Annotated in this window: 10 protein-coding genes; 8 read left to right on the top strand and 2 right to left on the bottom strand. The window is 39.9% G+C overall.

Going from position 1 to position 11,915, the window contains the following annotated elements:
• Positions 1 to 5: 5 nt before the first annotated feature.
• Complete coding sequence (locus ACTO1Y_RS07050; protein ID WP_441348765.1) at positions 6 to 809, bottom strand: phosphatidate cytidylyltransferase; 804 nt, start codon at positions 807 to 809, stop codon at positions 6 to 8.
• Positions 810 to 816: 7 nt separating this feature from the next.
• Positions 817 to 1,569, bottom strand: coding sequence for an isoprenyl transferase (locus ACTO1Y_RS07045; protein WP_016466323.1), 753 nt, complete (start codon positions 1,567 to 1,569; stop codon positions 817 to 819).
• Between the two features lie 213 nt (positions 1,570 to 1,782).
• Between ACTO1Y_RS07045 and ACTO1Y_RS07040 the strand changes: the two genes are divergently transcribed.
• The 8 genes from ACTO1Y_RS07040 to ACTO1Y_RS07005 all read left to right on the top strand — a co-directional run bounded on the left by ACTO1Y_RS07040 (position 1,783) and on the right by ACTO1Y_RS07005 (position 11,870).
• Complete coding sequence (locus tag ACTO1Y_RS07040) at positions 1,783 to 2,178, top strand: helix-hairpin-helix domain-containing protein (RefSeq protein WP_006151340.1); 396 nt, start codon at positions 1,783 to 1,785, stop codon at positions 2,176 to 2,178.
• 292 nt (positions 2,179 to 2,470) lie between these two features.
• Positions 2,471 to 3,049: a flavin reductase family protein gene (locus ACTO1Y_RS07035; RefSeq protein WP_441348764.1), complete on the top strand. Its 579-nt coding sequence runs from the start codon at positions 2,471 to 2,473 to the stop codon at positions 3,047 to 3,049.
• The gene (locus ACTO1Y_RS07030) at positions 3,036 to 3,605 is read left to right on the top strand and encodes a GNAT family N-acetyltransferase (protein ID WP_441348763.1); all 570 of its coding nucleotides are present in this window, start codon (positions 3,036 to 3,038) and stop codon (positions 3,603 to 3,605) included. Before ACTO1Y_RS07035 ends, ACTO1Y_RS07030 begins: the two co-directional genes overlap by 14 nt.
• 29 nt (positions 3,606 to 3,634) lie before the next feature.
• Positions 3,635 to 6,286: a valine--tRNA ligase gene (locus ACTO1Y_RS07025; protein WP_441348762.1), complete on the top strand. Its 2,652-nt coding sequence runs from the start codon at positions 3,635 to 3,637 to the stop codon at positions 6,284 to 6,286.
• Between the two features lie 51 nt (positions 6,287 to 6,337).
• Entirely contained in the window at positions 6,338 to 7,855 is a 1,518-nt protein-coding gene (locus ACTO1Y_RS07020) for an AAA family ATPase (protein ID WP_223334069.1), read from the top strand.
• Positions 7,836 to 8,942 carry a hypothetical protein gene (locus ACTO1Y_RS07015; protein ID WP_223334071.1) on the top strand — a complete coding sequence of 369 codons (1,107 nt, stop codon included), beginning with the start codon at positions 7,836 to 7,838 and terminating at the stop codon, positions 8,940 to 8,942. The genes ACTO1Y_RS07020 and ACTO1Y_RS07015 overlap by 20 nt, the downstream gene beginning before the upstream one ends.
• Positions 8,943 to 9,004: 62 nt before the next feature.
• The gene (locus ACTO1Y_RS07010; protein WP_441348761.1) at positions 9,005 to 10,225 is read left to right on the top strand and encodes a DNA cytosine methyltransferase; all 1,221 of its coding nucleotides are present in this window, start codon (positions 9,005 to 9,007) and stop codon (positions 10,223 to 10,225) included.
• Positions 10,226 to 10,295: 70 nt separating this feature from the next.
• Positions 10,296 to 11,870, top strand: a complete 1,575-nt coding sequence (locus tag ACTO1Y_RS07005; RefSeq protein WP_441348760.1) for a hypothetical protein — start codon at positions 10,296 to 10,298, stop codon at positions 11,868 to 11,870.
• The last annotated feature ends 45 nt before the right edge of the window (positions 11,871 to 11,915 follow it).

Raw genomic sequence — 11,915 nt, 5'->3', positions numbered from 1 at the left:
TTTCCTTAAAATAAGCCAAAGAGGTGCATAATGGGGAAAACTGCTAGCATAGAATCAAAACGATCCAGTACTCCGCCATGCCCTGGAATAAAGAATCCTGAATCCTTGACTCCAAAATGGCGTTTCATGGCACTTTCAATCAAATCACCTAATTGACCTGCAATACTAAAGAAAATTGCAAAGAGCATCATTTTATAAATGCCGTAAGGAAGGGCAACTGTGCTATCCACTAACATAAAGATGAGTGTGACAAGCATAGCAGCTACAATCCCACCAAAAGCTCCTTCTACTGATTTGTTAGGAGAAACTCTTGGAGCCAATCTTCTCTTTCCAAAATTCATACCCACTAGGTAGGCACCACTATCTGTTGTCCACACGATACAGAGAGCCAAGAGTGCTTTATCCAAGCCAGCGATTCGAGCATCGACTAAAGCGTTGAATCCAAAACCAACATAGAAGCTCATAGCAATTGGGAAGGCGGCATCCTCAATCGTGTAGTTTTTGCTGAAGACAGTCGCTCCAAGCATAACAAAAATTACAACACTGTATGCGACGACATTTCCATCTACGGGCAAAAAGGTCAGATAGTTTTCCAAGGGAATAGTTAGTACGAAAGTTGCTAGCAAGGTTAACAAGCCCTCAGGGGTCATGGTATTTAAACCTTTCATCTGGAGCAATTCACGAACTCCAAGCATGGCTAAAATTCCCATCACAATCTGTAGCCACAGTCCTCCAACCATCAAGAGTGGGATAAAGATAGCTAGGGCCAAAGCGGCAAATATGGTCCTCTTTATTAAGTCCTTTTTCATAATTTTCCTATACTCCTCCAAATCGACGATTGCGGCGGTTAAACTCTGCAATAGCTTCCTTCAAGGCTTCCTCATCAAAGTCAGGCCACAAGACATCTGTGAAATAAAGTTCACTATAAGCTGCTTGCCAAGGCAAGAAATTACTCAAACGAAGCTCGCCACTAGTTCGGATGATCAAATCTGGATCGCGTAAAGTTTTCGGCAAATGCCCCGTAAAGAGATATTCCCCAATCAACTCTTCTGTAATATCGCCCGGATTTACCTTGGCATCCAAAACATCCTGCGCAATCAACTTGACTGCCTGTGTAATTTCAGCTCGTCCACCGTAATTAAGGGCAAAATTGAGAATCAAACCTGTATTTAACTTGGTCAACTCTTCTGCCTTTTTCAAAGCTTCAAAAGTCTGTTTAGGCAAACGATCAGTCTCCCCAATCATTTGAATCTTCATGTTCTTTTGGTGCAACTCAGGAACATACTTATCATAAAATTCAACCGGCAGATTCATGATAAACTTAACTTCCTGGTCTGGACGAGTCCAGTTTTCAGTTGAAAAGGCATAAACTGTCATAGCCTTGACACCCATATCACTGGCCGCAATGGCTACTGTTCTCAGAGCATCCATCCCAGCCTTATGCCCAAAGACACGTGGCTGCATGCGTTTTTTAGCCCAACGACCATTCCCATCCATGATAACCCCGATGTGAGCTGGCACTACCGCTGGTGTTTCTGTAACTTTATCTTTTTTTAAAAATCCAAACATGATTGTATTCCTATTCAAAAATCTATCGTTTCATTATACCATATTTTTCGCATTTCTTCTAACATCTTTTCTTATTCTAAGGCGGAATTTCCTATATAACTCCTATCTTTCTAAACTAACAAGCCTTGCATTTCCCAAAGAAAGTTGATACAATAAAACATAAAGATTTATCCTTGTTCAGTCACAGGGGTTTTTTATTGAAAGGATCTTATCATGTCAAAAAAACTACAACGTAAAAAACAATTAAGAAACAGTCTTCGTCGCTCAGGCGCACTTTCAAACGCAGTAAACAAGGTTGTCGAAGAAACAAAAAAAGTTGTGAAACACGCTGAAAAAGCTGCAAACAACGCAGGTAAAGCTGTTTCTAAGCAAGTTGAAAAAACTGTAGAGGCAACTAAAGAACAAGCTCAAAAAGTTACAAGCTCAGTAGAAGAATTCGCAGCCAACCTAGGTGGACTTTCAGTCGACCGTGCCAAGACTTTCTACGATGAAGGAATCAAGTCAGCTGCTGACTTCAAAAACTGGACAGAAAAAGAACTCCTTGCCTTGAAAGGAATCGGTCCAGCTACTATCAAGAAATTAAAAGAAAACGGCATCAAGTTCAAGTAATCTTTCTTGTTCCTTGCATTTCCGTCAAAAACTTGTTAAAATAAAGCCATTAGAGGTGTTTTGAGTCCCACATTTTACAGAAAGTGGCGGAGCTGAGAAATCCACAAATGTGTCAAAACTGGTTGCTAATGGATGAAATTTAAAAATGAAATATAAATGTCTTTTTGTTTTAAAGACGAGAGATGCGGGCTCTGCCCGAAATTGGGTGGTACCGCGGATTAAACACATTCGTCCCTGTCAGATTGATGACAGGGGCGATTTTTTTATTGCGGCCTAGCAAAAGGAAGTTGTCATGAAACAATCTTTTAAAACCAGTAAGCTCTACTTTGGTTTTCCTATCTTCATCTTAGGGTATCAGGACCAGAACTTTGGGCACAATATTACGACCTGCAGTTCCTCATATAGCCTGGGCGATTGGTTGGTCATCGGGGTTGGTTCTGAGGAAAATGCGGCTGACCAGATTAAGCATTACCAGAAGTTCACTGTGAACATCCCTGACGAAAACCTCATGCTTGAGATGGAGCAGGCTGGCTTTATCAGTCACCGGGAGAAATTGAAACACCTGGGGCTTGACTATGAGATTTCTGAACGAACTCAGGCACCGATTTTAGAGGCTTGTCCAGTCGTTTTGGATTGCCAGGTAGATCGAATTGTCGAAGAAGATGGCATCTGCCATATCTTTGCCAAGGTTCTCGAGCGACTGGCTGATCCAGAACTCTTAGATGACAAGGGACATTTTAAAAATGACCGTTTTGCGCCGACCTACTTTATGGGGGACGGCCACCAGCGTGTTTATCGTTATCTAGATGACCGAGTCGATCCCATGGGGAGCTTTATTAAGAAAGCGAGGCAGAAGAATGACAAGAGCTGAACTGCCAGAACGAATCGAAACGGAGCGTCTAGTCTTACGAGTCCGTACAGTGGCGGATGCTGAGGATATCCATGCCTACGCTAGTCTCCCAGAAGTTTCTTACCCAGCAGGTTTCCCACCCGTCAAGACCTTGGAAGATGAGATTTATTATCTGGAACATATCCTTCCCAAGCGCAATGAAAAGGACAATCTCCCAGCAGGCTATGGAATTGTGGTCAAAGGGACTGATAAAGTTATTGGCTCAGTTGATTTCAACCATCGCCATGAAGACGATGTACTGGAGATTGGCTATACCTTGCACCCAGACTATTGGGGCCTAGGTTATGTACCAGAAGCGGCGCGTGCCTTGATTGATTTAGCTTTTAAAGAATTGGGACTTCACAAGATAGAATTGTCTTGCTTTGGTTACAATGTCCAAAGTCAACGAGTCGCTGAGAAGCTTGCTTTCACCCTCGAAGCTCGGATAAGAGACCGGAAAGATGCTCAGGGCAATCGCTGTGATGATTTGAGATACGGCTTGCTGAAGAACGAGTGGGAAACTCAAGGTCAACATTAAAAATAGAAATAACTAGAAAGGACACACACATGTCTAAAGAACTTTCACCTAAATACAATCCAGCCGAGGTTGAGGCTGGTCGTTACCAAAAATGGCTTGACGAAGATGTTTTCAAGCCTTCAGGCGATAAAAAGGCTAAGCCTTATTCAATCGTGATTCCACCACCAAACGTAACTGGGAAACTTCACCTTGGTCACGCTTGGGATACAACTTTGCAAGATATCATTATCCGTCAAAAACGCATGCAAGGTTTCGACACGCTTTGGCTTCCAGGGATGGACCACGCGGGGATTGCGACTCAGGCTAAGGTTGAGGAGCGCTTGCGTGGTGAGGGCATCAGCCGTTATGACCTCGGTCGTGAGAAATTCCTTGACAAAGTCTGGGAATGGAAAGACGAATATGCCACTACTATCAAGGAACAATGGGGCAAGATGGGGCTCTCTGTAGACTACTCTCGTGAGCGTTTCACGCTTGACGAAGGTTTGTCAAAAGCCGTGCGCAAGGTCTTTGTGGATCTATACAAGAAAGGCTGGATCTACCGTGGTGAGTTTATCATCAACTGGGATCCAGCAGCTCGCACAGCCCTTTCTGATATCGAAGTTATCCACAAGGACGTGGAAGGTGCCTTCTACCACATGAACTACATGCTGGAAGACGGCTCACGCGCCCTTGAAGTTGCGACAACTCGTCCTGAGACTATGTTTGGGGACGTTGCCGTTGCGGTCAATCCAGAAGACCCACGCTACAAGGATTTGATCGGTAAAAACGTCGTCCTTCCTATCGCTAATAAATTGATTCCAATCGTTGGAGATGAGCACGCAGATCCAGAGTTTGGTACTGGTGTCGTGAAAATCACGCCTGCCCATGATCCAAACGACTTCTTGGTTGGACAACGCCATAACTTACCACAAGTCAATGTTATGAACGATGACGGAACCATGAATGACTTGGCCTTCGAATTTGCAGGCATGGATCGTTTCGAAGCTCGTAAGGCAGTCGTTGCTAAGTTGGAAGAAATCGGCGCCCTCGTCAAAATCGAAAAACGTGTTCACAGTGTTGGTCACTCAGAACGTACAGGTGTCGTGGTTGAGCCACGCTTGTCTACGCAATGGTTCGTGAAGATGGACCAATTGGCTAAAAATGCTATTGCCAACCAAGACACAGAGGACAAGGTAGAATTCTACCCACCTCGTTTCAACGATACCTTCCTTCAATGGATGGAAAATGTCCATGACTGGGTAATCTCTCGTCAGCTCTGGTGGGGTCACCAAATCCCTGCTTGGTACAATGCTGAAGGTGAAATGTACGTTGGCGAAGAAGCTCCAGAAGGTGACGGATGGACTCAGGACGAAGACGTTTTGGATACTTGGTTCAGTTCTGCCCTTTGGCCATTCTCAACTATGGGCTGGCCTGATGTCGACTCAGAAGACTTCAAACGTTACTTCCCAACTTCAACCTTGGTAACAGGTTACGACATCATCTTCTTCTGGGTATCTCGTATGATCTTCCAATCATTGGAATTCACAGGACGCCAACCATTTAAGAATGTCCTTATCCACGGTCTAATTCGTGACGAGCAAGGACGTAAGATGTCTAAATCTCTCGGTAACGGAATTGACCCAATGGATGTTATCGAGAAATACGGTGCCGATGCCCTTCGTTGGTTCCTTTCAAACGGTTCTGCACCAGGCCAAGACGTGCGCTTCTCTTACGAGAAAATGGATGCTTCATGGAACTTCATTAACAAAATCTGGAACATCTCTCGCTACATCCTCATGAACAATGAAGGTTTGACCCTTGAACAAGCAACTGCTAATGTGGAAAAAGTTGTTAACAAGGAAGCTGGAAACGTCACAGATCGCTGGATTCTCCACAACCTCAATGAAACCATCGGAAAAGTCACTGAAAACTTTGACAAGTTTGAGTTTGGTGTCGCTGGTCACATCCTCTACAACTTCATCTGGGACGAGTTTGCGGACTGGTATGTTGAGTTGACCAAGGAAGTCCTTTATAGCGATAACGAAGAAGAGAAAGTTATCACACGTTCTGTTCTCCTTTATACTTTGGACAAGATCCTTCGTCTCCTTCACCCAATCATGCCATTCGTGACTGAAGAAATCTTTGGACAAATCTCAGAAGGCTCTATCGTTACAGCGGAATACCCAACTGTTAATCCAGCCTTTGAAGACCTTGCTGCCCACACTGGTGTAGAAAGCCTCAAAGACTTGATCCGTGCCGTTCGTAATGCGCGTGCTGAAGTAAACGTAGCACCAAGCAAGCCAATCACCATCCTTGTTAAGACAAGCGATAGCGACTTGGAAACCTTCTTTAACAGCAATGTCAACTACATCAAACGCTTCACAAATCCAGAACACTTGGAAATCGCATCAAACATCCCTGCACCTGAACTCGCTATGTCAAGCGTCATCACAGGAGCAGAAATCTACTTGCCACTGGCAGACCTCCTCAATGTCGAAGAAGAACTCGCTCGTCTCGACAAGGAACTGGCTAAATGGCAAAAAGAACTGGACATGGTTGGTAAGAAGCTCTCTAACGAACGCTTCGTAGCCAATGCCAAACCAGAAGTCGTCCAAAAAGAACGCGACAAACAAGCCGACTACCAAGCCAAGTACGACGCTACAGTCGCACGTATTGATGAGATGAAGAAGTTGGTTAAGTAGTGTGGAAGTGATTTAATTTCTATAACTGAACAAAAGAAATGGAGCGGATATATGGATTCGATTAGACTTAAGAATTTAAGAAGTCTTGTAGATACTGGGGATATTGAAATTAAACCATTAAATGTTATTTTGGGGTCTAATAGCTCGGGTAAAAGTACTTTTTTACGTTTTTTTCCTTTATTAAAACAAACTATTAATAGAAAGATTCGAGGTGTTTTGTTTTGGAGTGGTTATGATCAAAACGACGTAGATTTTGGTGATTTTGATACAGCGGTTAATAATCAAAAGGGACACGACAAAATGGAATTTTCATTTTCATTTGACGTTCCTAGGTACGAAATAATAAAATACGCTCGTTTTTACAAATTAAACAAACGATCCTTTTTTGAAAAAGTACCTAAATTCAACAAAACAACTATTTCAATTTGTTTAGAAAAAAATAAAAGTAATGAATTAGAGAGAATTTCAAGAGTAACTATTTCTATATTGGATGAAGACATAACGATTGATGTGCAAAGTAAGAAAATAAATATAGGTGATAGAGAATATGGATTACTTACTTCAGATAGTGGATATATACATAGATTAGATAGTATTTTTCAACTAAATAATCTACTTGATTCAGAAGAGATTCTCGAAAAAGAATTAGGAGACATAATTAAAGAAATAAACAGTGATGATATACCGACCTTTTGGGAATATCATGATATTATAAAAAGAGATTTGGAAAAGTTATTTAAAGTAAACCGTGATAATGACGAGTTTGAAATTACAAAAGTTAAGAAATTATCAGAAAACGAGTTAATAATTTATAAAGATATACTAATGATTAAATTTTTAGAGATGATTTTAAAAATTTCTGATAACTATATCACGTCCTATTTTAATAAATCTGTTTATATTGCTCCTATCAGAGCTACTGCTGAAAGATATTATAGGCTAAGAAATTTATCAATTGAAGAAGTAGATTCTAGTGGCAGGAATCTTGTTGATTTTTTGTATAATCTTGATAATATAAAGTTTCAACAATTTCAAGAATGGACAAATGAATTTTTAGGCTTCCAAGTAGAAAAAGATGAAATAGGTTACGATGGGATTAATAAAGGATATGTATCTATTTATATTAGAAAAAATGGAGATCAGAATCGATATAACCTATCTGATACTGGATTCGGTTATAGCCAAATCCTTCCTATTGTAACTCAACTTTGGTTTATTGCTTATAATCCACGGAAAAAATTGTATTTATTGAAATCCCCTACCACAATTATTATTGAACAACCCGAACTTCATTTACATCCAAAACTACAAAGTAAGCTGATTTCAGCGATATGTAGTTTAGCTAATCGTAATTTCCGATTTATTATTGAAACTCACAGTGAAACAATTATTAATAAAATTGGAGATTTAATCTACAAGAAGAAAATAGGAAACGAAGATGTAAACATACAAATCTTTTCAAAGAAAAATGAGAAAATGGAAACAATTGTTGAGTCTTCTTCGTATGATGAAGAAGGGTTTCTTGAAAACTGGCCTATTGGATTCTTTGATGAAGGGAATTATCTCTAAAATGATATTTGAAATTCATAAAAGTTGTCTGCAATTATTAGCAGAGGAGGACCCAGACGTATGTTCTATGCTAAATAGTTTAGCGACAAATAGGAGAAAAGGATTAAACGTAATTATTGCAGACCGTGATGTGCTAGATTACTTAAAAAACTGTACACTTCTTGAGGTTAATGCTCGGAGGTTATTTGGTGATTTGAGAAGAAAAAGCCCTGAAACAGAAGGATTAAAAAAAGTTGTAAGTAGATACTATACAATTGTTGCTAATAATAGTATCGAATGTGATAATTGTCATATTATTACAGTATCAGATATTCTTAAAAATGAGTTTTTATCGAAAACACAACTTATAGTTGAAGATTCAACCGATTTTGATTTTTATCACTATATTGGATTGTATTTTGCCTCTAGAAATAGAATTAGTTATAACCTTTCGTTTGATATAGTCCCCGGAGGTGGACAAAATTCTGCTACTATACTTGATGGGTTAATTAAGCAAGAAAATAGATTATTACTCGGTATATTTGATGGCGACCAAAAATATCCCGGGGATACAATAGGTGGAACGTTAAAAGCTGTACTAAAGATAATAGACTCAAAAGACAGAAAGTTTTTCGAATGTATTTCATTAGCTGAGCAGGGTGTCCATGAAGTCGAGAACTTAATTCCGTTAAAACTCATTGAAGAAATATATGATAGTAGAGAAATTAATGCACAACATACTATAAAGTTTTTAAATAGATTGTATGAGAAAGAATCAAATTTGTATTTTTACTTTGATATGAAAAAGGGTATCTATCTAGGAAATAAAACATATACTGATAACTATGATGCTTGTTGGAAAGATTGTGTTGAATCATTTAAAGTAAGCGAAAATTTAGAAAGCTTACATATTTCCAAAGTTATTATTAGTCAATGTGGTTTATTGGAAAAAGCTATTGAATACCTTTCTAAGAAAAGTTTAGAGAACGGTGAAGATTTAATTTTCATATTTGAGAACTTCGTAAAAAATACATTTATTGATTCAAAATGGACTGAGCTTGGAAAGGAAATTTTTACATGGGGTTGTGTTGGTAGAAGGATTCCATAATGTTGATTTTTATATAAACCGTCATAACATTTAGTTATTTATTTTAGAAAGCAGGTTACTACATGACAAATTCTGTAAGTTCGAACCGACCTGAGAAGTACAACATTGCAGCTTTCTTCTCAGGTGTTGGGGGAATTGAGTTGGGATTTGAACAGACCAACGAGTTCAGAGTGGTGTATGCCAATGAATTTGATAAGTATGCGCGTCAGACTTATCAGTTAAACCATCCAGATACCTATTTGGATGGTCGTGATATTCACGATGTTCAGCCAGAGGATATTCCGGCTGAGCGCGTGGATGTGATTATGGGAGGTTTTCCTTGCCAGGCCTTTAGTATTGCGGGTTATCGCAAGGGCTTTGATGATGATCGTGGCGATCTTTTCTTCGAATTGCTTCGCATGATTGAGGGATGCAAACCTCGCGCTATTTTCATCGAAAACGTCAAGAACATGGTAGGTCATGACCATGGCAATACCTTCAAGGTCATTCGTGAAGCCTTGACTGAGAATAACTACTTTATCAAGTGGAAGGTTCTTAACGGAAAAGATTATGGAAATATCCCACAAAACCGTGAGCGGATTTACATTGTTGGTTTTGATACAAAAGAAGCCTATGACTTATTTGAGTTCCCAGAGGAAATCAAACTAACCACGACTCTTCAAGACGTCATTAACTTTGGTGATCAGCTAGACGAGGTCTACTACTACCGTGAAGGCAAGCAGAATTTCTACGACCAGTTGAAGTTTGAAGTGACTAGTCAAGATACAGTTTACCAATGGCGTCGTCAGTATGTCCGTGAAAATAAGAATGGCGTTGTCCCTACCCTCACAGCCAATATGGGAACAGGCGGACACAACGTTCCGTTGATTTTGACGGACAGTGGTGAGATTCGCAAGCTGACACCGAAAGAAACCTTTAATGTTCAAGGCTATCCTAAATCCTTTAAAATCCCAGAAGGGGTTTCTAATGGTCAGCTATACAAGCAAGCTGGAAACAGCGTGGTTGTGCCTGTGATTAAACGCATCGCGGAAAATGTTGCTAAGGCTTTAAACGAAAGCCAAGGGCAATCTCAACTTGACCGCTCAGGAAAATTCGCCATTATCTATACCAAGATGAATGGTCAATTTGAAGGGCAGTCCTATGTCAAGGATTTTGTGGATAGCTATGACCAGGCTCTTGAAAAAATCAAAGCTTATGACGATGGTTTAGCCCTTCTGTCAGATGAAGAATATTTGAGACTTGTTAAAAAACAAGGCAGACTCGAATTTTACAGTATTAATTAACGAATATATAAGAGGATTAGTGAAAAACTAATCTTCTTTTGATATACTGAAAATAGAAAAGAGGGCGCTTATGTGGGAACATCTAAAGTCTGAACAAAAAGACAAATACAAAACCTTAATTACCAACTTCGCTAGCTTGAGCCAGGCTTTCTCTCAAAAGGCAGAATCCGAAGACGAGGAACAAACAGAACATTCTGTCGCTCCGATTGTCAACTCCAAATTCCAGGAGACTGTTTTCCAGAAGGCTTTTAATGCTGTCGGGGAAGATATCGCCAATACTTCCTATGATGCTTCCGTCGTTGTGGATGAAAATCATAAATACCTAGTGGGTATTAAGTCTTTTGGGGTTAATTCTGGAGACCAAAAAATCGCTCAGTTTAAAAAAGATTCTCAATCTTGGACGGACTTATTGGGTGATATCAAGTTTCATGCGGATATTTCAGCAGATAAAGAAGCTGCAGACAAGGAAAACTATCAACGCTATGAAGAGTTAGCACGAAAGATTGCGACCTTGAGAAACCAGAGAATCGAATCTTCTAAGGCACAGATCAAGGGATTCAACTCTGACTCGGTCAATGTTGAAGCTGTTTACCACGTTCTGATGCCGACACCAAAGGGAGAAAATCCTAAGATTTTTGTCGGTGAAACATCTTATTTGCCAGTCGATATTGATAATCTAGTCATTGAAGGATCAACTACCAAAAACAACCCTACTAATTTTCGATTTACGGATGGACAACACCACTACAAGTACACGGCAGCTGACAGCCAGCTCCACATGACTTTTAACAATAAAGACATTGTTGTAGACACTTGGGACGTCCATTATATCGAAGATCCTTTTTCTCTCTTTGAAAACCTTCATCTACTGACAGCCAAAAAGGAACAATCCGATATTTTGGAAACAGTGTCTTGGGTTATCACAGATAAACATGGAAATGTGGAAGAAAACTCTGGTTTCAATGCCTTTAACGGTGGATCAAAACTAGCCAAAAAAGATCGTCTACCACGGATTTTAAAGATTCAGGATAAATTCAAGGACAATTTAGCTCCTGAAGAACTAGCTTTTGTGACTTTCTCCCTAGAAGAAATCCTCTTGAAAAAGTGGACCAGCAAGGAAGAAAAAGTTCAGATGAAGGCGATTCGTGAGGACTTAATTCACTTTGCCCATAATACTGGCAATGAAAAACTCATTAAAGAAATTGAACAGCTAGTTTATCGTCCAGTTAGCGAAGTTTATATCCCGCTACCTGACTCCAAAAACTTCCATGACGAAAGGCCCGACTTCTTTGGTCCTGGATTTGGAACTTTTGAATCTGGGACTAAAAAACTGGCCCTGTCCAAAGAAGAACGAACCTTTAAACTACGCTTCTTACCTTCTGGTGATGTCATCAACGCCTATATCAACCAAGAAGCTGGAAAGGCTATTCAGTCAACTGATAAGCAAGAAATTCTTGGAAATTGGATCTTGCGTGGTGTTTTCCAGTTGAAGGAAAGAGAAGTCTTGACAGGTCAAAGACTCAATGAACTGGAAATCAACGGAATTCGATTGACCAAGTTTAAAAACGGGGAAATCGGTATTGAATTTATCTGGATTGATACCGAAAACCCACCACACGATGCCATCGGTTGGGTAGCAAAATAGCTCTGAACGACACAAAAAATCTCTTAGTTCTATTTCTAAGAGATT

Source organism: Streptococcus sp. V728 (genome assembly GCF_052077995.1).
GTDB lineage: Bacteria > Bacillota > Bacilli > Lactobacillales > Streptococcaceae > Streptococcus > Streptococcus infantis_B.
Note: the sequence above shows the minus strand (reverse complement) of the source record. Positions and strands in the feature narration are given on the sequence as shown.

Excerpts from the sequence above, each read along its gene's own strand:
- ACTO1Y_RS07050 (WP_441348765.1), bottom strand. The coding sequence starts at position 809 with ATGAAAAAGGACTTAATAAAGAGGACCATATTTGCCGCTTTGGCCCTA.
- ACTO1Y_RS07045 (WP_016466323.1), bottom strand. The coding sequence starts at position 1,569 with ATGTTTGGATTTTTAAAAAAAGATAAAGTTACAGAAACACCAGCGGTA.
- ACTO1Y_RS07040 (WP_006151340.1), top strand. The coding sequence starts at position 1,783 with ATGTCAAAAAAACTACAACGTAAAAAACAATTAAGAAACAGTCTTCGT.
- ACTO1Y_RS07035 (WP_441348764.1), top strand. The coding sequence starts at position 2,471 with ATGAAACAATCTTTTAAAACCAGTAAGCTCTACTTTGGTTTTCCTATC.
- ACTO1Y_RS07030 (WP_441348763.1), top strand. The coding sequence starts at position 3,036 with ATGACAAGAGCTGAACTGCCAGAACGAATCGAAACGGAGCGTCTAGTC.
- ACTO1Y_RS07025 (WP_441348762.1), top strand. The coding sequence starts at position 3,635 with ATGTCTAAAGAACTTTCACCTAAATACAATCCAGCCGAGGTTGAGGCT.
- ACTO1Y_RS07020 (WP_223334069.1), top strand. The coding sequence starts at position 6,338 with ATGGATTCGATTAGACTTAAGAATTTAAGAAGTCTTGTAGATACTGGG.
- ACTO1Y_RS07015 (WP_223334071.1), top strand. The coding sequence starts at position 7,836 with ATGAAGGGAATTATCTCTAAAATGATATTTGAAATTCATAAAAGTTGT.
- ACTO1Y_RS07010 (WP_441348761.1), top strand. The coding sequence starts at position 9,005 with ATGACAAATTCTGTAAGTTCGAACCGACCTGAGAAGTACAACATTGCA.
- ACTO1Y_RS07005 (WP_441348760.1), top strand. The coding sequence starts at position 10,296 with ATGTGGGAACATCTAAAGTCTGAACAAAAAGACAAATACAAAACCTTA.